The organism is Nitratireductor aquibiodomus (genome assembly GCF_900105565.1).
In the GTDB taxonomy this organism is placed as follows: Bacteria; Pseudomonadota; Alphaproteobacteria; order Rhizobiales; family Rhizobiaceae; genus Nitratireductor; species Nitratireductor aquibiodomus.
Genome location: NZ_FNSL01000001.1, coordinates 1,195,959 through 1,217,850, shown reverse-complemented (window position 1 = coordinate 1,217,850; position 21,892 = coordinate 1,195,959). Strand labels below are relative to the sequence as shown.

Below are 21,892 nucleotides of genomic sequence, written 5' to 3'. Positions count from 1 at the left end.
TGGAGAATGAACAATGCCTGCAAGGCTTTTTGACTGGACGCGGTTCATCCAGGTCGTGCTGGTGGTTTTCGCGGTCGGCCTTGGCGCCATTTCCCTGACCACCAACACGGCGCGGGCCAATAACGGCTATACGGCGCAGGAAATCGTCGATGCCGGGCACGGCTTCTTCGGCGCGACCACAGGCGGTCTGGCGACACTGGTCGAGAAGGTCTTTTCTCAATACGGTTTGCCGAACGGATATGTTCTTGGCGAGGAAGGCTCTGGTGCGTTCATCGGTGGCCTGACCTATGGCGAGGGCACGCTCTACACAAAGAACGCCGGCGATCACAAAACCTTCTGGCAGGGACCGTCGATCGGCTGGGATTATGGCGGGCAGGGCTCCCGCGTCATGATCCTCGTCTACAACCTCAATTCGGTGAACGATCTTTACCGTCGTTTCGGCGGTGTTGCCGGCTCTGCCTATCTGGTGGCCGGCCTTGGCTTCAACGCGCTCACCAATGACAACATGATCCTGGTTCCAATCCGCACCGGGGTCGGTGCGCGGCTCGGCGTCAATCTGGGGTATCTGAAGATGACCCCGCAGCCGACCTGGAACCCTTTCTGACGTGGTTTCGAATGGCGGCGCGTTGAACAATCCCGCGCCGCTGCGAAGGGCGAAAACCGCTTCACGAGCGTATCAGCTTGACCTGCGTGTCGTTTTGCGTGACCCAATGAGGTGACAACTGCAGATGCAGGGCTTCGCTGAAGATATGGGTTTCATGCGGTGATCACGACGATACTGCTCATTCTGCTGGGCTTTTTCATTGCGGGTTTTCTCGCCCTTTTGCTTGCGCCGCTTGTGTGGCGCAGGGCAGTGAGGCTCACCACAAAGCGCATCGAAGCCAGCCTGCCGCTTTCTGCCAACGAACTTGAGGCAGAGAAGGACCGGTTGCGTGCCAGCCATGCAATGGCGGCCCGCCGACTCGAAATGAACATCGAGAACCTCAACCGAAAGACTTCGTCGCAACTGGTCGAGCTTGCGCGTCTGAGCGATGAGGCGCGACAGCTTGCCGAAGAGCGTGACGCGCAGGACAGGGTGATCGCCGATCTGCGGGATGAAACGGAAAAACAGCGCGCTGCGCTGGCGGAAAACGCCGCGATCATTTCCACGCTCGAAACAAGGCTGGACGAAGCGGTTTCCGAGCTGGAAGTGCGCGGCACGGCGCTGATGGAGCTCAATGATCGCTACGAGGAAGAACGCCTGCTGGCGAGCAGCCGGCAGATCGAAATGGTCGCCCGCGAAACGGAACTGCGCAAGGTCGAGGACGATCTGGCCGAGCTTCGCCGCGATCGCAAGAATGCCATTCGTGCGGGCCGCGATGCCGAGGCAGCGCGCAAGGAGGCGGAGGCCGGTCTGAAGGTGGCGGAGAAGCGCAATGCGGATCTTCAGAAAAAAATGGAGAGCCAGATGAGGGCGCTATACGAAAACGAGGAAAAGCTGGAACGCCGTGAGGCCGAGATTGCCCGTTTGCGCAAGGAAATGAATGCGGCAAGCGAGGCCAGCCTTTCTGATCAGGCCACGCGCCGATTGATGGAGGCCGAGGCGGAAAGCGATCGGCTCTCCCGCGAGCTTGCCGACAAATCCCTGCAGCTGCGTACGCTTCTGGCTGATGCCGGTGGTCGGACCGCCGCGCCTGCAAAGTCCTCGGAGGCCGAACAGGACAAGCTCAAGACACGCATTTCCAGACTGCTTCAGGAAAACAAGAAGCTTCGCGGCGAACTTTCCGAGAGAAAGAGAAACGGCAAGGCCGCTCCCGCAAGGGCTCAGGCCGCGGGGCAGTCGGACGATGCCCTGCGCGAGCAGATCCACAGCCTTGCTGCCGAGGTGGTCAGTCTCACAGCCGCGCTTGAAGGCGGGGACACACCCATTGCCGACCTTCTGAAACAGGAGGAGGCAGCCGGCGAGGGGCGTCCCCTGAGCCTTGCCGAAAGAGTGCGGACCCTGCGCGATCGTTCCTGAGCGCTCGGGCGATCAGTCCTTGCGCCAGAGCCTGTGCAGGGCGATGGCCGAGGCCGCTGCCACGTTGAGACTGTCGAAATCGGGAGCCATGGCGATGCGCGCGGTTGGAAGCCGCGTCATGTCTTCGTCGGAGAGGCCGTGCCCCTCACTGCCGAGCAGAAGTGCGTGACGTGGACTGCGCCTGACGTCGGCGATGTCGATTTCCCCGCGCGGGCTCAGGGCCAGAATGGGATAATCCCGGTCCTGCAGCGCCGCCGCAAGCGCAGCCGTGTCGCTGAAGCGGGCGAAGGGCACTTTGAGCGTCGCGCCCACGGAGACGCGGATCGCCTTGCGATAGAGAGGATCGCAGCAATCGTCGGTCAGAAGAACGGCGGCGGCTCCGAATGAAGCGGCGTTGCGGAAGATCGATCCAACATTGTCGTGGTTGGAGATGCCGGAGAGCGCGACGACCAGCGCTTCGTCCGGCAGCGTGTCGAGAAGCGCTTCGCCGCTGGTTTCCGGCTTGCGACCGATGGCGAGGATGCCGCGGTGGATCTCAAATCCGGCGATTTCGTCCATGACCGCGGCGCTGGCGGTGTAGACGGGAACGTTCCGGGGAATGCGTTCGATCAGGTCGCCGAGCCCCGAAACGCGGTTTTCGCGCAAAAACACGCTTTCTGCATCGAACCGGCTCGTAGAGAAAAGCACGTTCAGCACCACGCGGCCTTCGGCCACGAAGCGCCCCTGCCGGCCCACGAGGTCGCGTTCGCGGATGTTCCGATAGGCGGCGATGCGTGGATCGTCGGCGCTCTCGATGGGAAGGAATTCCCGTTTCACGCGGCAAGTCCCGCGCGTGCTTTCTTTGCCATGGCGACAAGGGTGGGACGCATCTGGGTCGCGTCGCTCAGCGGAGCAGCGAAAAAGATGCGCAGCGTTTCGTCGCCAAGCGCCAGGTCCAGCCCTTCGGGGTCGATACCGGTCAGTCGCCATTTGCCGGCGGGTACGCGGGCAAAATGGCGGGCATAGTTTTCGACGGCGTCCGCGTGATCGCTGTTCATATGCGCGATGGCGCCGGCCTCCGCCTCCGCAAGCCCGTCAAGTGCGGCGCTGCCGGTCAGAAGATCGTTGCCGGTGAGCCTGTAGGCACGGGCGAACCCGCCATTCAGAAGTGCGCCCTGCAGCTCCAGCCGGTAGATGATGAAATCGGGAAAATCGACATAGAGTTTTGCCTTGGGGTGGCGGGCGAGATAGCGGCGCCTGACACGCTCGTGGACCTCGCTCCCGCGTTCCAGCCGGGAGGCGACGGCCTTGATAGACAGGCGCGGATGCGCCAGCGGGTCGCCCTTGCCGGGCTCGCCGATCATGAGCGAGCAGCGCGGATCGGTCTCAAGGCCCTTCGTGTGTGCGGAAAGGCCGGAAACGAGAATGAGCGGCGTCCCGTCGAGATCGGTCGCGGTGGCGACGCGGGTGGCAAAGGGCGCGCCGTCCTCCGGGTCAATGGTTGCCAGTGCGCCAAAACGTGCGGTCCGCAACAGCGTCTTTGCGAGGCGAATGGCATCGGCATCGGTTTCGAGAATGACGTCTTTCTGTTTTTCTGCGCTCATCGCTGCCTCAATCCGTTGAAGCGTCTCCTTCGCCTATGATGCCTTCGGCTGCAAGTCTCTGTTGTTCTTCTCCGCTGATCCCAAACCGGGCAAGTGACACCGCCGCGCCGGCGGGCGCTGCCGTTTCGCCCGGTGTGCGTGAGAAGCGGGGAGCGGGGGCGGGGCGTTTAAACCCGTGTTTTTCCACGTGGGCGTGGCGGGCGCGGCTGTGCGGATGAGCAGCAGCTTCCCCGGGCGTCAGGACCGGTGCGACACAGGCGTCCGAGTTTTCAAAGCGCTCGATCCAGAATGCACGATCCTGCGCGCCGAAGCGCCGGGTGATTGCCGCGCGCATGTCCGGCCAGCGTGCCTGATCGTATTGCGCCGCGGCCAACTCAGTCTCGAGCGGCAGAAGACGTGCGAACTCGGCAAAGAACTGCGGCTCGAGGCAGGCGACGGCCATATGCCGACCGTCTGCCGTTTCATAGGTGTCGTAGAATGGCGCGCCGCCGTCGAGCAGGTTGGTGCCGCGTTCCTGCCGCCAGAAACCCGTTGCCATGAAACCGAAAATGGGTGCGGCCAGCATTGAGGCGCCGTCGATCATCGCTGCATCGACGACCTGTCCCTTGCCTGACCGCGTTTTCTCCAGAAGCGCTGCCAGAATGCCGGCGATGAGAAACATTGTTCCCCCGCCATAGTCGCCCACGAGATTGAGTGGCGGAACCGGGCGTTCATCCCTGCGCCCGATCATGGAGAGCACGCCGGAATAAGCGAGATAGGTCAGGTCATGCCCGGCGCGCTGCGCCAGCGGACCATTCTGCCCGAACCCCGTCATCCGGGCGTAGACGAGGCCGGGATTGGCGCCAAGGGTTGCATCGGGCCCCGCGCCCAGACGTTCCATCACACCTGGGCGAAACCCCTCCATCAACACATCGGTCTGGTGGATCATGCGCATGAGCAGTTCCCGCCCGGCCGGGTGTTTCAGGTCGAGCTTCAGGATTTTCCGGCCATGGCGGTCGAGATCGTATTGTGGCGGGACTTTGAGAAAGTCGCGTCTGGCATCCCTGCGCTCGATGCGCAGAACCGCCGCGCCCATTTCGGCCAGCATGAGCCCGGCCAGCGGAACGGGCCCCAGCCCCGCCATCTCTATGACGGTGAAGCCCGCGAGCGGGCCTTTTCGGTCATCGCCTGTGTCTGGGCCCATGTCTGGCCTATTTCGGGGCCATGCGGATCGCGCCGTCGAGGCGGATCGTCTCGCCGTTCAGCATCTGGTTCTCGACGATGTGGCAGGCAAGCGCTGCATACTCGGATGGTTCACCGAGGCGCGGCGGAAAGGGCACCTGCTCACCGAGCGAGGCCTGCGCCTCCTCCGGCAGGCTCGCCATCATGGGGGTCTTGAAGATGCCTGGCGCAATGGTGCACACGCGGATGCCCGCCCGTGAAAGATCGCGCGCGATGGGCAGTGTCATGCCCACCACCCCGCCTTTGGAGGCGGAGTAGGCCACCTGGCCAATCTGGCCGTCGAAGGCTGCCACCGACGCGGTGTTCACGATGACCCCGCGCTCGCCACCCTCAAGCGGTTCGAGTTCCTGGGCCTGGGCGGCAAACAGGCGGATCATGTTGAACGTGCCAAGGAGGTTGATCTCGATCACCTTGCGATAAAGATCGAGCGGGTGGGGCCCATCCCGGCCGACGGTTTTAGTGGCCGTGACAATGCCGGCACAGTTCACCAGTATGCGGGGCGCACCGAGCTTTTTCGTTGCTTCATCCAGAGCCGCCAGACCATCGGCTTCGCTGGTGACATCGCATTTGACCGCAATGGCGCCGATATCGGCGGCCACCATTTCGGCCCGCTCCATGGCGACATCGGCGATGGCGATTTTGGCGCCCTTTGAGGCCAGTGCCCGCGCGGTTGCCTCCCCAAGCCCCGAGCCGCCGCCCGTAACGAGCGCAACGATACCGGATGGGTTCATGTGACAGCCTCCCTCAATGTGTCATCAAGACAGTAGCGGGGGAGGCTCACTGGGAAAAGCGGCATCTGCGCAATGCCGCTGTGTGTGGAGATACTCAGCGCCGGATGATCGCGCCAAGCACATCGCGTATGCCAATCGCCCCGACAAAACGCGAGGCCTCGTCAAAGAGCGCCACCGGTGCCGTCTGCGATTGCTGCATGGCGCGCATTACCGTCCGCAGTGGCGTGCCGGCGGTTGCCCAGAAGACCTTCGGCCTGTCCTCGGGCAACTCCTCGATATTGTCGCAGGAAACCCAGATGGCAGGCTTGCCGTTTCTCTCAGCATCAATGACCAGCATGTTCTCATCGAACTTGAACCGCGTGGTCTTGCGCCGGTCGAGCCACAGCCAGCCCTCACCACCTGCTTCAAGGTCGCGCACGTCACGCATCACATTCCAGGCTGTCAGCACCGAGAGCGGGTTCACATTGGAAATGAAATCGCGCACATAGTCGTTCTCGGGAGCCAGCACGATGTCTTCCGGCGTGCCCGTCTGCACGATCCGCCCACCTTCCATGATCGAGATACGGTTGCCGATCTTGAGCGCTTCCTCCAGATCATGGCTCACGAAGAGGATTGTCTTCTTCAGACGCTCCTGAAGTTCCAGCAACTCGTCCTGCAGCTTGGTGCGGATGAGTGGATCGAGCGCGGAGAAGGGCTCGTCCATGAGCAGGATCGGCGCTTCCGTGGCAAAGGCGCGGGCAAGACCGACGCGCTGCTGCATACCGCCCGAAAGCTCATGGGCATATTTGTCGGCCCAGTCGGTCAGATGCACCAGCTCGAGCTGCGCCATCACGCGTTCCTTGCGCTCCTTTGCTGGTACACCGGCAAGCTCCAGCCCAAAGCCGACATTCTCTGCCACCGTGCGCCAGGGCAGAAGGGCGAATTGCTGGAAAACCATCGCCACGCATTCGCGGCGGATCTTGCGCAGTTCCGCTTGCGAGCAGTTCACCACATCCGCCTGCCAGTCGCCGTCATGAACGACGACAGTGCCGCGGGCCACCGTGTTCAGCCGGTTCACTGCACGCAGCAGGGTGGACTTTCCCGAGCCCGACAGGCCCATCAATACGGAGATCTCGCCGCGTTCCACTGTCAGATCGCATCCGGCACAGCCAAGGACAGCGCCGGTTTCGGCAAGGATTTCCTCGCGGTTCTTGCCAGCATCGACAAGTGGCAAGGCCTCTGCCTTTTGCCGTTCGTCACCGAACAGGATGTCGACCTTGTTAAAATCGATGGCCACGCTCATTTGTCGCTCCCCCGCTCAATGCGCGCGATGCGGTCGAGAATGATCGCCAGAACGACAATGGCGAGGCCGGCTTCAAGCCCTAGAGGAATGTTGACCGAGTTAAGTGCCCGCACCACCGCTTTTCCAAGCCCGTCTGCACCAATCAGCGCGGCTATGACGACCATAGAGAGCGAGAGCATGATGCACTGTGTCAGCCCGGCCATGATCGACGGAAGGGCGGCAGGAAGTTCCACCTTCCACAAAAGCTGGCGCTTTGTGGCGCCGAAAGCGTGCCCGGCCTCAATCATGGGCTGAGGCACGGAGGTTATTCCGAGATAGGTGAGCCGGATCGGCGCGGGCGACGCGAAGATCACGGTCACGATCAGACCGGGTGCGGCACCGAGGCCGAACAGGATTAGTACCGGAATGAGATAGACGAAGGTCGGCAGTGTCTGCATCAGATCGAGCACCGGCCGCAGAAACTGATAGACGCGAGGATTATGCGCTGCCCAGATGCCAACGGGAACGCCAATCGCCATGGACACGGCTGCCGCGGCCACGACAAGCACCAGCGTCTCGACCGTTTCTTCCCACAAACCCTGATTGATGATGAAGAGAAGGCCGAGTGCAACTGCGACAGAAAGCTTCCAGGAGCGTTGAAGAGCGTAGGCCAGTACGGCGATGGCCAGTACCAGAACGATGGCAGGAACGGCGAGCAGAATATCCACCATTCCATCCAGCACATCGGCCAGAGCGTCTGCCAGGGTGTCGAACAGCCAGGCGAAATTGGTGGTCAGGAAATCGAAAAAATCTCGGCCCCATCGGCCGATGGGAATTTTCCAGTCAGCGATCCATTCTGAAAGAGGGTCCATGAGCCCGGGGAGTTCCTTTTTCGGATTTTTTCTTGTGTGTTGTGCGTGCCATCGGCACGGCGGACTTTCGACCTGCGGGCCGAAAGTGAGACGTCGCGGAGTGCCTGCCCCGGCACCCCGCATCGTCCTGTCGTTTACATGCCCAGATGCGCTTTCACGGCGTCGAGGCCAGGCTCACCCTCAAATGTGGTGACACCTTCGAGCCACGGTCCGAGCGAGTCGGGATTGGCCTTCAGCCATTCTTCAGCGGCCTTTTGTGGCTCGGCGCCGTCGTCAAGGATCTTGCCCATGATCTCGTTCTCCATTTGGAGCGAGAAGACCATGTTTTTCAGAAGCTTGCCGAGGTTGGGGCACTCTTCGGAAAGGCCGGCACGGGTGTTGGTATGCACCGTCGCACCACCATAATTGGGGCCGAACACGTCGTCACCGCCTTCAAGGTAGGCCATTTCGATATTGGCATTCATCGGGTGCGGTTCCCAGCCGAGGAACACCACATGTTCCTTCGATCCCACGGCGCGGCGCACCTGCGAGAGCATGCCGGCTTCCGAGCTTTCCACCACCTCGAAATCCTTGAGGCCGAACGTGTCGTTCTCGATCATGTCAAGGATCAGCCGGTTGCCGTCATTGCCGGGCTCGATGCCGTAGATCTTGCCGTCCAGCTCGTCGGCAAATTTGGCGATATCGGCAAAGCTCTTGAGGCCCGCATCATAGGTGTATTGCGGCACGGCCAGCGTGTATTTCGCGCCTTCAAGGTTGGTCACCACGGTTTCCACCGTGCCATCTTCGCGGTAGGGGGCGATATCGGCTTCCATGGTCGGCATCCAGTTGCCGAGGAAGACGTCAACATCGTTGTTTTTGAGCGATGCATAGGTCACCGGCACCGAAAGCACCTGTGTTTCTGGCTCGTATCCGAGGCCTTCCAGCACCACCGAAGCCGTGGCCGTGGTTGCAGTGATGTCGGTCCAGCCGACATCCGAGAAGGTGACGGACTGGCAGGAATCCGGCTCTGCAGCGATCGCTGCGCCCGATGCAAGGCTCGCGGCGAGTGCAAGAACCAGAGACGTTTTTCGGCTGGATAACATGACAGCTCTCCCTTGTCTTATTTGTGAAACAGAGCGCGGGTCTTACCCGGCTTTGCAAATTTATTCAAAGGCAAGCACCAATTCGGTGTCGCTGCAAGCACAAAGACGTGTCATTCCGCGCCATGCAACGTGCCGTATGCGACGGTAATCCAGTGGAAGAATGCCAATCTGGCATTTTCCAAAGCCTGCTGGTGGTGTTTAAAAGCGCGAACGACACAGGCAGCGCGATGGCAAAGCTCTATTTCCACTATGCGACGATGAATGCGGGCAAGTCGACCATGCTCCTGCAAGCATCCTACAATTACCGCGAGCGCGGCATGAACACGATGCTGTTCGTCGCTGGCCACTACCGCAAGGAAGATGGTGGCTACATCTCATCGCGCATCGGTCTCGACAGCGGTGCGGAAATGTTCCGCAAGGGCGATGACCTTTTCGCGCGCATTGCCGAGCACCACGATCACACGACAGTGCATTGCGTCTTTGTCGACGAAGCGCAATTTCTGGAAGAAGAACAGGTCTGGCAGCTCGCCCGCGTGGCGGACAGGCTGGGCATCCCGGTCATGTGCTACGGTCTGAGGACCGATTTTCAGGGCAATCTCTTCAACGGATCGCAGGCACTTCTGGCGCTGGCGGATGAACTGCGCGAGGTGCGCACGATCTGCCGCTGCGGCCGCAAGGCCACCATGGTGGTTCGTCTAGGACCGGATGGCAAGGTTGCCAGGAAGGGCGAACAGGTGGCGATCGGCAAGGACGTCTATGTCTCGCTTTGCCGAAAGCACTGGGAGGAAGAGATGGGGCGCTGGAAGGCAGAGGATCTCGTGGGATTTGCCGGGAGTGCCGCCGAGTAGCGCCTGTTCAGACGACACCCAGCAAGCGGATCAACGCGTAACTCACCATTCCCAGAACGGTCAGCGAGAGAAGCGCTGCAAGGATCACGCGCGCACCGCTCTTCATCACGCTTCTGATGTCCACCGTCAGGCCAAGCGCGGCCATGGCGATGATCGTCAGAAAGCCGGATGTCGCGTGCATGAGGGGTAGCGCCGGAGCCGGTATGAGGTCTGCCGAGCGCAGCCCCATCATGGCCAGAAAGCCGATGATGAACCAGGGCACCATCTCGAAGAATGTGAGTTTCATGCCGGTCTTGCGGCCATGGGTCAGCCCCAGAAGAAAGATAACCGGACCGAGCATCAGTACACGCACCAGTTTGACCAGCGTGCCCACCTGAATGCCGATCGGGCCGGCCGGGGCGGCCGCAGCAAGCACCTGCGGCACCGCGTAGACCGTGAGGCCGGCAAGCACGCCCGATTGCACCGCGCTCATTCCAATGGCGGCATATATGACGGGCAGTAACAGCACGACGAGAATGCTCAGGAATGCCGTGAAGGAGAGGGATGCGGCCACGTCCGAGGCTTCGGCACGGATCACGGGTGCTGCGGCTGCGATCGCCGAATTGCCGCAGATTGAATTGCCGCAGGCAACCAGTGTCGCAAGTCCACGCGAAAGGCCAAGTGCCCGGCTGATCGTATAGCCGGCAACGAGCGACAGTACGACCACGCCGACAATGCCGCCGACCAGTCCGAATCCTGCATCGCCGAGCGCTGCGAGACTGATGGAGGCACCGAGCAAAACGATCGCCACTTCCAGCACCGCCTTGGCACAGAAATCGATGCCGGGGCGGAAGGCAGGGGTGATCCGGGCGATGGAGCTTATCGCGGCGCCGAACAGAATGGCGAGAACCAGTCCTTCGAGCCACGCCTCGCCGAGAAATACCTGTTCTGCCCACGCGGCCGCCAGCGCTGCTGCTGCGACGAGTACAGACAAAACAATGCCGGGAAGAAGCTGAAGCGGGTGGCGAAGTGCGGACATGAATGCGACCTGATGCGATGAACGCATTCTTGGTCGCATGAGCGTTTATCGACTTCTATCGAATAATATGTCATATTTCATTCGTGAAAATCGAATGATCCCATGACTTTTGAACAATTGCTGATCTTCGTGGCCGTCGCCGAGCGGGAGCACCTGACTCAGGCTGCCGCCGCTGTCGGGCGCACGCCCTCTGCCGTCAGTGCATCGATCAAGGCGCTTGAGAGCTATTATGGTGTCGAGCTTTTTCACCGCGTTGGCCGCCGCATCGAGCTGACACGTGTCGGCAAGGTATTTCTTGGCGAGGCGCAGGCAACGCTCGCCCGTGTCCGCTCGGCTGAAACCATGCTGTCCGAACTTGGCGGGCTGCGGCGCGGCACGCTCAATGTCCATGCCAGCCAGACGGTGGCCAGCTATTGGCTGCCGCCGGTGCTCATGCGGTTTCACAAGCTCTACCCCGGCATCTCGTTAAAGCTCAGTGTGGGCAACACCCGCATGGTCGCCGATGCAATGCTGGAAGGCGTGGCGGAGGTGGGGTTGGTCGAGGGCAGGGTGGATGAGCCGGCGCTTACCGTGCGCCGGGTGGATCGCGACGTGATGGCGGTCGTCGTCGCACCAACGCACCCATGGGCCTCAGGCAAGCCGCTTGCGCCGCAAGATCTTGTCGAGGGCTCAACATGGATCATGCGGGAGGAGGGATCGGGCACCCGTGCCGCCTTCGAAAGCACATTGACCGAGATGGGCGTCGACCCAGCCGGGCTCAATCTGGTCATGGAGTTTCCCTCCAATGAGGCAGTGCTTTCCGCCGTGCGCGAGAGCGGCTGTGCCGCAGCCATTTCCATGTCTGCTGCAGGCCCCCTGGTGGAGCGCGATTTGCTGAAAGTCGCGAATATCGATCTTGGTGCACGCGATTTCAGCCTGCTTCGCCACAGGGAGCGCAGGCAGAGTGGTGCTGCCACCGCGCTTGAGGAATTGTGCGTCGAGGCCGGTAACGTCTTTCAATCGTCAATGGACGCACATATATTTCCGCAACCCTGACCTTTGCGGAGCGTATCAACATGGCCACCTTGCAGAATTTCGACACGGAGATCGCGAAGACCCGTGAGGTGGTCGATGAGATGCGTTCGAAGATCGAGCAGTCGGGCACTGTGCTCGACAAGCTTGCCCGCACTGACGAAAAGATCGGCCAGGCCGATTTCGACATTGAGAATGCCCGCATTCAGGATGTGCTCACCCAGCAAAAGGTGATGGAAACCAACATCGCCGACCTGATCATCGGCCTCGAAGATGCCACCAATGTCTTCGGCTCCGAGTTCGAGAGCATGAAGAGCTATACCGGCTGGGAGAATTTCATCGGCATCTTTTCCAAGCAGAGAAAGCAGCGCATGCGCACCGAGCGCGTCCGCAACATGTCGCTCGCGGGCAATCTGCAGGAACTGCTTGCCAAGTCGGACACGATCACAGGGATCCTCCAGGACCAGAAACAGGTTCTGCAGGAGCGCTACCAGACTTCCGAGGCAAGTCTTGCCAAGGTGATCGAACGGCGCAAATCCACCATGGAGACGCTGGAGGCGACCCAGAAGCGCATCGAGGAATTGAACCCGATGTTGCTCGATATCGAGAACCGCATTGCTGCTTCCACCAGCCAGAAGGATCGTGCGAAGCTCGAAGGGGAGCGCTCGAAGCTTGCCACCGAATACAATGAGGCGCAGGCGAAGGAGCAGGAGCTGCTTGCCGAAAGCCAGACGCTTGAGCGCTACACCTCCATGTTCCAGACCTTTGTGGATTCGCTCAACAACCAGATCGCGGCCCAGTCGACGCTGATCAACAAGCTCACCATCGACACCGAACAGCGCATCGTTCTCTACAAGGCGCTCGAAGATTCATTGAAGACTGCAGCCCAGCAAGATGTCGCCCACCGCATCAACACGCTTGGTTCCAAGGTCGACAACACCGCTGAGGAAACCATGGCCGGCATAGGTGCCGCGGCACAGCGGCACATTGGCGACCTGCTTGAACTGCATGAGAAAAACATGGTCACCACCGCCGACATCCAGCGCCGCAAGAAGCTTGCCGACGACGCCTTTGCCCGCCGCTTCGAAGACGTGATGAAGAAGCACGACGCCGCGAATTACGTTCGCACCTGATGACGGTATGGGGGAAAACAGACAGTCGGGGCGATCTGCATGAACGCCGCTCCTGATGCCGCAGGGCGCTATTTCGATGCCATCGCATCCGCGCTGGAGGGTCTAGGCGTCTATTTCGGCGACCGCTCCGCATCGCCTTTCCAGTTGCACGGTCTCGTGGCCGAAGTCGTCTCACCCTATATCGGACGGCTGGAGCGCTCCTTCGAGTGCTGGCAGAACCGTCTCGGTTTCATGGAAAAATTCCGCATCCAGCGCGCCGAAAGCGGTTATCCGGTTTTCCAGAGTGTGCTTGAACTGGAAAATGACCGGCGTCAGGCCGAGAAGCGTCTTGCCGGTATATCGGGGCCAGACGAGCTGCGCGCAGAGATGGTCGATTTCATCCTGCGCCATCGCGAATTTCCGGCTGACCTCCAGCGCTCCATGGCCGAGCGCCTTTATCTGGAGCAATTGAAGGCGGGCAATGTGTTTTCGCCGTTCATTTTGCCGGAAACGGTGCGCGTTTCGGTGAATCCGAAGACAAAACGGCCGTATTATCTGGTGCACTGGGGCGCTTTTGACGGAAATTCGAGCCTGCCCATGGTCTATATGGCAGCGGTCGAGGATTCCTCGCCCGGCATGGTCAAGGCGCTTGTTTCCGACGATGGCAGGCTCAACGACGATGTCGAGATCGGCCTGCCGGTGGGCGGTCTGCTCAATCCGGAACTTGCGCATCAGTTCGACGATTTCGCGGAGAAAAACTCCGCCTATTCCCTGTCGCCGGCCACGATTGCCGGCAATCTCGACAAGGATTTTGACCACCTCCACCCCAAGCAATTGCGCCGGGTGGTGCTGGGGCCGTTCTACACGGCCGGCATCACGGAGAACAATTCGACTGTCTCGGACGTGCTTGGCAAGGTGCGCCGGCAGGAGAATGCGTGGCTTCTTACCTGGACGGTGCAGGAGGTCTATTCCAAGACTGAGCGCCCGGCGCGCAAGGGGCTGTGGTCCAGCCAGCCGGCGCGTGAAGAGTTCTTCATCGATACGGATGATCTCGACGCCGCCCGCATGGGCGTGAGCGCCTATGAGCAGCACGCGCTTGTGCCGCACGAGGCCTATCAGGCGCTCTATGCCGCCGGCGAGGCGCAGAAGATTTTCGAAGGCTACGACGTGCACGTCATTTCGGGCGGGCGGGTCATCACCGACGTATAGGACATTCCATGGACACCGGCCTGACCACCATCGACGAGAAGGACATCGAGATGCACCGGGCGACGGCGCAGAGCCTTGTGACGCGCTTCGTGGTTCTGCAGGCCGATGGCGGTCGCTCCGGCACCGAGCTTGCCGGCACCGGGCGGCGTTTCGTGTCGACCGTCTCCACCGGCGCGCTGCGCCGAACGCGTGAAGTGGAGCTGGCGAAAACCATCGCCGCCATCCGGCAGGGCGACCCGATGCTGTCCATTCCGCAACACACGCTTCTCTTTCGCACGCGTCGCGGGGTGGCCGTGGCGCTGGCCGTCGCCGATGTCTTTGCGCGCTCGACCGAACTTGAAACCCTTCAGGAGCGCAACGCCCGCAGCCCGCTTGAGGGCGCGGCGGCGCAGACCTATCACGCGCTTTTGCAGGCGTCTGCCTATGTTGCCGCCTTCACGCTCTCATCCTATCTCCTCCAGATGCTTGACGCGGACAGCGAGCCGGTGAACGACACGGATGAGCCGGATTTCCAGTTCGACACGCCGCAGGATGCGCTCAAAAGCGTTCTTGCCGCGCTCGATGGCGCGATCTCGGGTGCCGCCGACGACACGGCGATGACGGCGCGCGCTCGCGCGCTTGCCCGCGTCGCAATCGAGGGGCTCTTGCAGCGCCGCAGCCGTTTCACCGGTCTCGGCGCGTTTGAAGACACGCATATGCGGCTTGAGGCCGACGATTTTACGCTGGACGGCTTCGACGTTGCGCCGGGCAGCCGGCGCAAGCCGCTCGTCATGACCTTCAAGAAGCCCAACGAGATTATCGGGAATCACATCGCCAAATATCAGGCCATGAAGCTCGCCAAGATGCTGATGGCCTATGATTTCGAGCGCCAGCTCAACCCTTTCGTGGAACTGGGCGGGTTTCTCTTCACCTTCATCGGCGACGGCGCGCCGGGCACCGGCAAGACGATCCTCATTCAGATGACCGCCGGGCTTTTGAACGATTACTGCCAGATCGCGGGCGTACCCTTCCACTATGAGAATTTCGGCGTCGACCAGATTTCCTCCTATCAGGGCAAGTCGGGGCAGAACTGCAAGCAGTTCGTGGAAAATGTTCTGAGCCCGCGCGCCATCGGCTTCGGCACCATCGACGACATCGATCAGGTGGCGGCCAAGCGCTCCGACGACCGGGCGTCTGCCGGCCAGCAGGAGGTGACGGGCGTTCTGATGGAAAGCTTTGCGGGCGCAGGCACCGTAGTGCGCGGTAATTGCTCCTTCGGCATGTTCTCCAACTATCCGGAGAATGTGGACGATGCGCTGCGGCAGCGCGCCGGCGCGCGCTGGCTTGTCGATGGGCCGCAGACTTTTGAGGACTATGTCGACATCTTCGTGCTTCTGGCCGGCAAGAACCATGCGATCCCGATTGGCGAGCACGAGCTTTACGCGACGCAGGAAATCAAACGCGCGGTCGAAACCGCCTATGAGGCGCACTCTAAGCCGCAGGAAGAAGGGCTTGTAAAGGTTCACGAGCGCTTCCTGAACGATCGCGGCGAGCCGAAGACGCTGACGGATATCGGCGCCTATCTGCACGAGATCAAGCTGGCGGAGCCACGCTTTACCGGCCGCGCCATCAAGAACATCACCGACGCCATCAAGATGCGCGCCATGGACATCGAGCTTCCCGATGCGTGGTTCGAGACGCCGGACGCCTTCATGCGCAAGGGCTATGATGAGAAGAAGGCAATGATCGCCGAGCTGCGCCGGCCATTCACGATGGACATGGTGATGCAGGAGATCAATCGCTACGCGGATTCGGAGTTCCGCTACTCGGACCGCTCCGACGATGCGGCCGTCTCCACCATCGTCCGCGACCAGCGCCTGCGCGAACGCGCGCTACGCGAAATTGAAGAGATGAAGGCGAGGGGGACTTGGTGAACCTCCTTCGTGAAAACGATCTCATCTTCGGCCGCCTCCTGAAAATCGAGGAGCCGCATCTGATCACGCGCTACAACAAGGCGCTCGATGCCTTCGGCGTGCCGCAGACGAAGCTCGCCTCCTTCGAGATCGACCGCACCGGCTTCTCGCCACAGATTGCCGAGGAGCTGGACGACGCGCAGTATCTCGACCCCAATGGTGTCAATCGCCGCTTCATCATCCTCACCCCGGCGCAGATCGAGCTGCCGGTGGTGCATACGGCCTTCTCCAACACCTCGCAGCTCGTCTACGAATTCATGATGGCCAATGCGCGCGCCATTAACGCCATCACCATCAAGGATGTGGTCTATGGCGAGATCGAAGAGCAGGTAAACCAGGTGCGCGACATTGAGGACCTGCTCTCCATCGCGCAGGTGGAGTTCAAGGTCATCTCCGCCGAAGATCTGCTCGGAAAGGCCGCGGAGCTTGGCCGGCTTGCCGACCGTGTGAAGCATGAACCCGACGCCTGGCGCGACGATGCGCTACTCAACCGCATGGTCGCAATCGCGCGGGAAACCGGCGACATCCGCGAAAACAGCCTCGTGCCCGAACAGGTCGTGTTCAGGCATGATGCCTATTGGACGAGCCATTTCGGCGGCATCTATATTTTTACCGATCCGGACACGACCACGGTGATCGCCGATCCGGCAACGCCGGGCTTCCGCCGCTCGCGGCCGTGGCAGGTGAGCTATCTGTCGAAGGACGATCCGGCGCGCATCTTCCGATTCCTGGCCGAGACGGGCCGCATCCAGCTCCCCCGCGCCTCGTGGGTCGAACGCTCGAACTATCTCGCCCATCGCGGCGAAATGGTGCTGCTCGATCTGATACGCCGCGAGGAGCCGGATACGGATTTCGCGCGCGTCGATCCGGTATGGCTGCAGACCTGGACGCACCGCAACGCGAAACTGGTTGCCGGTGAGGGGAGTGTTCCGCTTCTCAACGCCGCCGTGCGCGAAATCAGCCAGACGGGTACGCTCAAGATCGAGGAGATCCCGCCGCGGGAACGCTTTCTCGTCACCCGCGCTGACCCGGAGCATAAGGATGCCTGGCTCACCAACCGGTTGATTTCCGATTTCGTGCCCTCCGACTTCATGGCCCGCTATGTCTTCAACAAGCAGGGTTTTTACCGCGACTACGAGACCTGGCCGCAAGCCTGGCGCGAACATGTTGTGGCGCGGCTCAAAACCGAATATCTCATGGACAAACCGGCGCTGCGGAAGCGCCTCTATGGCTTAGAGTCCTGATTCAAGACCAAATTCGCCTGAGGGAGGCGCTTCGTGCTCGATCCGATCGTTGAATTCTTCACCCGCGTGTTTCACTGGATCGGTCGCGGCATTGGGCTGTTGATTGCGTGGATCCTCTGGCCCTTCATGGCTGCCGGACGCTGGTATACGCGGCGCGGGTGGATCATTCGGGGTTCGATCGGTCTTGTGCTGCTCGCAATCGTTGGCTTCTACGGTTATTTTTTTTGGCAGACGCAGGTCTGGACGGGCTTCAATCCCGATTACGTCGCGGAATACAATCTTGACGCGCGTGGCGTTTCCGCCGGCGAGCAGACAGCAGCCACCCAGGGCGGCGAGACGCGCACTTGCGGGCGGTCCGCCATCGTCGATGTGACCGCGGACCTGACCGACTTCAATGTCAACGACAATGCATGGATTTCCTCCATGCTGCTCTACAAGCTAGGCTTTTTCTTTGCGCTTGACTGGGACGACACGCCCTTTTTCGACAACAAGGCATCGTTCCAGCGTGGCATCAACCAGGCCGTCCGCCGCAGCGCCATCGAACTCGTCGATGCGCTTGGTCGCGTGCGCGGCACATCGCAGATCGACCGCGATCTGCAGAATGCGCGCGGCGCGCTGACCTTTGATGAGGAAACGTGGTATTTCGGCCTGAGCCCCTTTGGGCCCAAGACGCCCACCCCGAGTTTCTATCGCTCGGCCATCCGAGATCTGCGCAGCTTCAATGGCCGGCTTGAGACCTGCGAGGCCGTGTTCGATGCACGCGCCGACAATCTCATCCAGTATCTCGACCGCATTGCGAGCGATCTGGGTTCAACCTCAGACCTGCTGCGTCAGCGTTCGGAGAACTACAATTCCGGCTGGTTCGACACACGTGCGGATGATCGTTTCTGGTTCGCCTATGGCCAGCTCTACGCTTATTACGGCCTTCTGAAAGCGGCGGGCGCCGACTTTGAAGACGTCATCAAGCAGCGGTCGCTCGGCTCTCTGTGGGACACGACGGAAGAGCAGTTCCGCGCCGCGCTCCAGGTGCAGCCTGCCATCATTTCCAATGGCCGTGAGGATGGCTGGATCATGCCCACACACCTTGCCACGATGGGCTTTTACATTCTGCGGGTGCGATCCAATCTTGTGGAACTGCGGCTCGTTCTGGACCGGTAGTGGTCTTCGCGCCAGCGGCGGGTGCTTTCGCCTGTATGCCCCGCCGCTTCATCGCCACGTCCGCATAGTTCCTGTCGCATTTCACGCATTGTCCGCCTCTTTTGCGATGGTGGAGATTTTCAATTCGCGGCTTTATGCCTATCGGCACTGATTGCATGCCATCGGGAGAGGGAAACATTGTCATGGTCGAAGTGAAATCCGACATTGAAATCGCGCGGGCAGCGAAGAAGAAGCCCATTCAGGAGATTGGCGCGCGGCTCGATATTTTAAGCGAACACCTTCTTCCCTACGGCCATGACAAGGCAAAGGTCTCTGCCGAATTCATCTCCGAGACCCGCAAGAACAAGGATGGAAAGCTGATCCTCGTCACGGCGATCAACCCGACGCCGGCAGGCGAAGGCAAGACCACCACCACGGTCGGTCTCGGCGATGGCCTGAACCGCATTGGCAAGAAAGCGGCAATCTGCATTCGCGAAGCCTCGCTCGGTCCGTGCTTTGGTGTGAAGGGCGGGGCAGCAGGCGGCGGTTATGCCCAGGTGGTTCCGATGGAGGACATGAACCTCCACTTCACCGGCGATTTCCACGCCATCACCTCGGCCCACAACCTGCTTTCCGCACTGATCGACAATCACATCTACTGGGGCAACGCCCAGGAGATCGACATTCGCCGTGTGGCATGGCGGCGCGTGATGGACATGAACGACCGGGCGCTGCGCGAAATCGTCTGTTCTCTGGGCGGCGTGGCCAACGGTTTTCCGCGCGAGGCGGGTTTCGACATCACGGTGGCGTCCGAGGTCATGGCCATTCTGTGCCTGGCGACGGACCTGAAAGACCTTGAAAAGCGGCTCGGCGACATCATCATAGGCTATCGCCGTGACAAGAGCCCGGTCTTTGCCCGCGACATCAAGGCTGATGGCGCCATGACCGTTCTCCTGAAGGACGCGCTCCAGCCCAATCTGGTGCAGACGCTGGAAAACAATCCGGCTTTCGTGCATGGCGGCCCCTTCGCCAACATCGCCCATGGCTGCAACTCGGTGATGGCCACTTCCACGGCGCTGAAGATCGCCGACTATGTGGTGACGGAGGCTGGGTTCGGTGCCGATCTCGGTGCGGAAAAATTCTTCGACATCAAATGCCGCAAGGCAGGCCTCAAGCCTGCCGCCGCCGTGATTGTGGCGACCGTGCGGGCGCTCAAGATGAATGGCGGCGTCAAGAAGGAAGACCTTGGCACCGAGGACGTCGCATCCGTCAAGGCAGGCTGCGTCAATCTTGGCCGCCACATCGAAAACGTGAAGCAGTTCGGGGTGCCGGCCATCGTCGCGATCAACCACTTCCATTCGGACACGGATGCCGAGATTGAGGCGGTTAAGGCGTATGTGGCCGAGCAGGGGGAGGAGGCCGTTTTGTGCCGCCACTGGGCTGAGGGCTCTTCCGGTATCGAAGAACTGGCACACAAGGTGGTAGCGCTGGCCGAAAGCGGCGTCTCCCAGTTCGCACCACTCTATCCCGATGACATGCCGCTTTTCGACAAGATCGACACGGTGGTGAAGCGCATCTATCGCGGCTCGGAGGCAATCGCAGACAAATCCGTGCGCAATCAGCTGAAGCAGTGGGAAGAGCAGGGATACGGCCATCTGCCGGTCTGCATGGCCAAGACGCAGTATTCCTTCTCCACCGATCCAAATCTGCGAGGCGCGCCGACCGGGCATGTGGTGCCGATCCGTGAGGTGCGTCTGTCCGCCGGCGCAGGCTTCGTGGTGGCGATCTGCGGTGAGATCATGACCATGCCGGGCTTGCCGCGCGTGCCTTCGTCCGAGCATATTTTTCTCAATGAAAACGGCCTGATCGAGGGGCTTTCCTGATAAGTTGAGTCTGGCAGGAAAACGCGCGCATCTTTTTAGCCGTCGTCCTGCTGCGGCACGCGCCGCAGAACGCGGAACGCCAGAACCGCCAGTCCAAGAACAAGCGCCAGGCCAACGATCGCGCTCAGAGAAAGGCTTGTCACGAAAGCCTCCCGGCTGGCGGTGATGAGCGCGTTGGCTGCGGTGGCGTCGAGCTGTTCGGCTGCGGTCACGGCGTTGCCGAGCGATTCCATCGCGCCCGTGGCCGGGTCGAGGTCATTGGTGCCGGGCAACGCCGCGGCGACGGAATTGCGATAGGTGGCGCTTGCGAGGCTGCCGATCACGGCGAGGCCAAGAGCCATGCCGAACTCGCCGCTCATTTCCGACAGGCCGGAGGCTTCTCCCGCGCGCTCTTCGGGTGCCGCGCTGACGATGATGTTGACGATGAGCGCCATGGTCGCGCTGCTGCCGATGGTGATGAGGGCGAGCCCGCCCAGCACGGCGCGCAACGTGCCTTCGGCTGGTGCAAGGGTGAGCAATGCGAAACCCGCCGCCGCGACGAGCATCAAGAGCCCGGTCACACTGCCGGGATGCAGAATGCGGGTTGCCACGGGCGCAAGAAGCGCGCCGGCGATGCCGGCCAGCATGGGCGGCAGCATGGCAAGGCCGGCCTCAAGTGGAGACAGGCCGGCAACCAGTTGCAGATACTGGGTCGACAGGAAATAGGGTGTCGCCACGGCGAAGATGGTCAGGAACTGGGTGGCGAGCCCGGCGGTGAACCGCGTGTTGCGAAAAAGGGAAAGGTCGAGCATCGGGTCCGCGAGCCTTGTCTGGCGTCTTAGGAACAAGATGCCGAAACCAAGCCCGGCGCAGAGCGCCAGCAGGGCTTTGAGGTCCAGCGTTTCGGAGGCGATGTGCTTTATGCCGTATACGGCGGTCAGCACCGCCGACAGGAACAGGGCCGCGCTTGCAAGATCGAGCCGCCCGCCGCCCGTGCGTGCGCTTTCTGGCAGAACCAGCGGTCCGACGGCCAGAAGAACCAGCATGAGCGGCACGTTGAGCAGAAACACCGAACCCCACCAGAAATATTCGAGCAGCGCGCCACCTATGATGGGACCGATCGTCGTTCCCGCCATGAACATGCAGGACCACACGGCGATTGCAATGCCACGCTGCCGGTTGTCGCGGAACATGTCGGTCAGGAGAGCGAGGGTGGAGGGCATGAGTGCGGCCGCCGATATGCCAAGAAACGCGCGTGCGGCAACCAGCATTGCGGCACTGTTTGCGAAGGCTGCGAAGGCAGAGGCCGCGCCGAAGAACACCGCACCCGCCAGAAGCAGACGCCGGCGGCCGATCCGGTCGCCCAGCGTGCCCATCACCACCAGACAGCCCGCGATCATGAAACCGTAGATATCGATGATCCAGAGAAGCTGTGCGCTGCTCGGACGCAGCGCTGCCGTCAGATGCGGCACGGCAAGATGCAGAACCGTCATGTCGATGGCGACGAGAAATGTCGGCAGGGCGAGGGTCGCAAGCCCGAGCCACTCCCGGAGGGTGGCTCGGGCCGCTGTGGTTGAGGCGCTGGCTCGTTGTGTTGCGGCGGTCATGAAGCCTCCCTGAAGAGTTCCGGTAGACATGTTCTGCCGGAATTCATCCGCATTGGGCACGATCCGACACATGCCGGGCCTTTCTAAAAGCTCAAGTTAACTTGAAGTAAAGCCCCTTCTGTGAGATTCTCGGCGCCGCTGAA

Annotated in this window: 19 protein-coding genes; 10 read left to right on the top strand and 9 right to left on the bottom strand. The window is 61.2% G+C overall.

The window, feature by feature from the left end:
• Nucleotides 1–13 precede the first annotated feature (13 nt).
• Together BLW55_RS05825 and BLW55_RS05820 are read left to right on the top strand one after the other, a co-directional pair.
• Complete coding sequence (locus BLW55_RS05825) at nt 14–604, top strand: DUF1134 domain-containing protein (RefSeq protein WP_090327415.1); 591 nt, start codon at nt 14–16, stop codon at nt 602–604.
• A gap of 159 nt (nt 605–763) precedes the next feature.
• Complete coding sequence (locus tag BLW55_RS05820) at nt 764–1,999, top strand: coiled-coil domain-containing protein (protein WP_007009637.1); 1,236 nt, start codon at nt 764–766, stop codon at nt 1,997–1,999.
• A 12-nt stretch (nt 2,000–2,011) separates the two neighbouring features.
• Here the strand turns inward: BLW55_RS05820 and BLW55_RS05815 are convergent, their stop codons facing one another.
• The 7 genes from BLW55_RS05815 to BLW55_RS05785 all read right to left on the bottom strand — a co-directional run bounded on the left by BLW55_RS05815 (nt 2,012) and on the right by BLW55_RS05785 (nt 8,749).
• Nucleotides 2,012–2,815 carry a TrmH family RNA methyltransferase gene (locus BLW55_RS05815; RefSeq protein ID WP_007009638.1) on the bottom strand — a complete coding sequence of 268 codons (804 nt, stop codon included), beginning with the start codon at nt 2,813–2,815 and terminating at the stop codon, nt 2,012–2,014.
• On the bottom strand, nt 2,812–3,582 hold the full coding sequence (locus BLW55_RS05810; protein ID WP_090327413.1) for a HugZ family pyridoxamine 5'-phosphate oxidase: 771 nt from the start codon (nt 3,580–3,582) through the stop codon (nt 2,812–2,814). The genes BLW55_RS05815 and BLW55_RS05810 overlap by 4 nt, the downstream gene beginning before the upstream one ends.
• Nucleotides 3,583–3,589: 7 nt before the next feature.
• Nucleotides 3,590–4,765, bottom strand: coding sequence for a CaiB/BaiF CoA transferase family protein (locus BLW55_RS05805; RefSeq protein ID WP_090327411.1), 1,176 nt, complete (start codon nt 4,763–4,765; stop codon nt 3,590–3,592).
• Between the two features lie 7 nt (nt 4,766–4,772).
• Nucleotides 4,773–5,534 (bottom strand): 3-hydroxyacyl-CoA dehydrogenase, encoded by a 762-nt coding sequence (locus BLW55_RS05800; RefSeq protein WP_090327409.1) that lies wholly within the window; start codon nt 5,532–5,534, stop codon nt 4,773–4,775.
• A gap of 94 nt (nt 5,535–5,628) precedes the next feature.
• A complete protein-coding gene (gene choV / locus BLW55_RS05795; protein ID WP_090327406.1) occupies nt 5,629–6,816 on the bottom strand; it encodes a choline ABC transporter ATP-binding protein in 1,188 nt (395 codons plus the stop codon).
• Nucleotides 6,813–7,667: a choline ABC transporter permease subunit gene (choW, locus tag BLW55_RS05790; protein WP_090327405.1), complete on the bottom strand. Its 855-nt coding sequence runs from the start codon at nt 7,665–7,667 to the stop codon at nt 6,813–6,815. The genes choV and choW overlap by 4 nt, the downstream gene beginning before the upstream one ends.
• Nucleotides 7,668–7,801: 134 nt before the next feature.
• Complete coding sequence (locus tag BLW55_RS05785) at nt 7,802–8,749, bottom strand: choline ABC transporter substrate-binding protein (protein ID WP_090327403.1); 948 nt, start codon at nt 8,747–8,749, stop codon at nt 7,802–7,804.
• Between the two features lie 227 nt (nt 8,750–8,976).
• Between BLW55_RS05785 and BLW55_RS05780 the strand changes: the two genes are divergently transcribed.
• Nucleotides 8,977–9,597: a thymidine kinase gene (locus BLW55_RS05780; RefSeq protein WP_090329897.1), complete on the top strand. Its 621-nt coding sequence runs from the start codon at nt 8,977–8,979 to the stop codon at nt 9,595–9,597.
• A 7-nt stretch (nt 9,598–9,604) separates the two neighbouring features.
• On the opposite strand, the gene BLW55_RS05775 is transcribed toward BLW55_RS05780, so the two are convergent.
• Nucleotides 9,605–10,615 carry a YeiH family protein gene (locus BLW55_RS05775; protein ID WP_244508996.1) on the bottom strand — a complete coding sequence of 337 codons (1,011 nt, stop codon included), beginning with the start codon at nt 10,613–10,615 and terminating at the stop codon, nt 9,605–9,607.
• Nucleotides 10,616–10,717: 102 nt separating this feature from the next.
• Between BLW55_RS05775 and BLW55_RS05770 the strand changes: the two genes are divergently transcribed.
• From BLW55_RS05770 to BLW55_RS05740, 7 genes are all read left to right on the top strand, one after another.
• Nucleotides 10,718–11,650 (top strand): LysR family transcriptional regulator, encoded by a 933-nt coding sequence (locus BLW55_RS05770; protein WP_090327398.1) that lies wholly within the window; start codon nt 10,718–10,720, stop codon nt 11,648–11,650.
• A gap of 20 nt (nt 11,651–11,670) precedes the next feature.
• Nucleotides 11,671–12,759: a coiled-coil domain-containing protein gene (locus tag BLW55_RS05765; RefSeq protein ID WP_090327395.1), complete on the top strand. Its 1,089-nt coding sequence runs from the start codon at nt 11,671–11,673 to the stop codon at nt 12,757–12,759.
• 39 nt (nt 12,760–12,798) lie between these two features.
• The gene (locus tag BLW55_RS05760) at nt 12,799–13,947 is read left to right on the top strand and encodes a hypothetical protein (RefSeq protein ID WP_090327393.1); all 1,149 of its coding nucleotides are present in this window, start codon (nt 12,799–12,801) and stop codon (nt 13,945–13,947) included.
• Nucleotides 13,948–13,955: 8 nt separating this feature from the next.
• Complete coding sequence (locus tag BLW55_RS05755; RefSeq protein WP_090327390.1) at nt 13,956–15,860, top strand: AAA family ATPase; 1,905 nt, start codon at nt 13,956–13,958, stop codon at nt 15,858–15,860.
• Complete coding sequence (locus BLW55_RS05750; protein ID WP_090329896.1) at nt 15,857–17,143, top strand: DUF6638 family protein; 1,287 nt, start codon at nt 15,857–15,859, stop codon at nt 17,141–17,143. The genes BLW55_RS05755 and BLW55_RS05750 overlap by 4 nt, the downstream gene beginning before the upstream one ends.
• 33 nt (nt 17,144–17,176) lie before the next feature.
• Nucleotides 17,177–18,301: a DUF2333 family protein gene (locus BLW55_RS05745; RefSeq protein ID WP_090327387.1), complete on the top strand. Its 1,125-nt coding sequence runs from the start codon at nt 17,177–17,179 to the stop codon at nt 18,299–18,301.
• A 182-nt stretch (nt 18,302–18,483) separates the two neighbouring features.
• Nucleotides 18,484–20,163, top strand: coding sequence for a formate--tetrahydrofolate ligase (locus BLW55_RS05740; protein WP_090327384.1), 1,680 nt, complete (start codon nt 18,484–18,486; stop codon nt 20,161–20,163).
• A gap of 35 nt (nt 20,164–20,198) precedes the next feature.
• Here the strand turns inward: BLW55_RS05740 and BLW55_RS05735 are convergent, their stop codons facing one another.
• Nucleotides 20,199–21,749: an MFS transporter gene (locus BLW55_RS05735; RefSeq protein ID WP_090327382.1), complete on the bottom strand. Its 1,551-nt coding sequence runs from the start codon at nt 21,747–21,749 to the stop codon at nt 20,199–20,201.
• Between the last annotated feature and the right edge of the window lie 143 nt (nt 21,750–21,892).

Bases quoted from the DNA above. Each gene is read 5' to 3' on its own strand.
- BLW55_RS05825 (WP_090327415.1), top strand. From the start codon at position 14: ATGCCTGCAAGGCTTTTTGACTGGACGCGGTTCATCCAGGTCGTGCTG.
- BLW55_RS05810 (WP_090327413.1), bottom strand. From the start codon at position 3,582: ATGAGCGCAGAAAAACAGAAAGACGTCATTCTCGAAACCGATGCCGAT.
- BLW55_RS05805 (WP_090327411.1), bottom strand. From the start codon at position 4,765: ATGGGCCCAGACACAGGCGATGACCGAAAAGGCCCGCTCGCGGGCTTC.
- BLW55_RS05800 (WP_090327409.1), bottom strand. From the start codon at position 5,534: ATGAACCCATCCGGTATCGTTGCGCTCGTTACGGGCGGCGGCTCGGGG.
- choV (WP_090327406.1), bottom strand. From the start codon at position 6,816: ATGAGCGTGGCCATCGATTTTAACAAGGTCGACATCCTGTTCGGTGAC.
- choW (WP_090327405.1), bottom strand. From the start codon at position 7,667: ATGGACCCTCTTTCAGAATGGATCGCTGACTGGAAAATTCCCATCGGC.
- BLW55_RS05785 (WP_090327403.1), bottom strand. From the start codon at position 8,749: ATGTTATCCAGCCGAAAAACGTCTCTGGTTCTTGCACTCGCCGCGAGC.
- BLW55_RS05780 (WP_090329897.1), top strand. From the start codon at position 8,977: ATGGCAAAGCTCTATTTCCACTATGCGACGATGAATGCGGGCAAGTCG.
- BLW55_RS05775 (WP_244508996.1), bottom strand. From the start codon at position 10,615: ATGTCCGCACTTCGCCACCCGCTTCAGCTTCTTCCCGGCATTGTTTTG.
- BLW55_RS05770 (WP_090327398.1), top strand. From the start codon at position 10,718: ATGACTTTTGAACAATTGCTGATCTTCGTGGCCGTCGCCGAGCGGGAG.
- BLW55_RS05765 (WP_090327395.1), top strand. From the start codon at position 11,671: ATGGCCACCTTGCAGAATTTCGACACGGAGATCGCGAAGACCCGTGAG.
- BLW55_RS05760 (WP_090327393.1), top strand. From the start codon at position 12,799: ATGAACGCCGCTCCTGATGCCGCAGGGCGCTATTTCGATGCCATCGCA.
- BLW55_RS05755 (WP_090327390.1), top strand. From the start codon at position 13,956: ATGGACACCGGCCTGACCACCATCGACGAGAAGGACATCGAGATGCAC.
- BLW55_RS05740 (WP_090327384.1), top strand. From the start codon at position 18,484: ATGGTCGAAGTGAAATCCGACATTGAAATCGCGCGGGCAGCGAAGAAG.
- BLW55_RS05735 (WP_090327382.1), bottom strand. From the start codon at position 21,749: ATGACCGCCGCAACACAACGAGCCAGCGCCTCAACCACAGCGGCCCGA.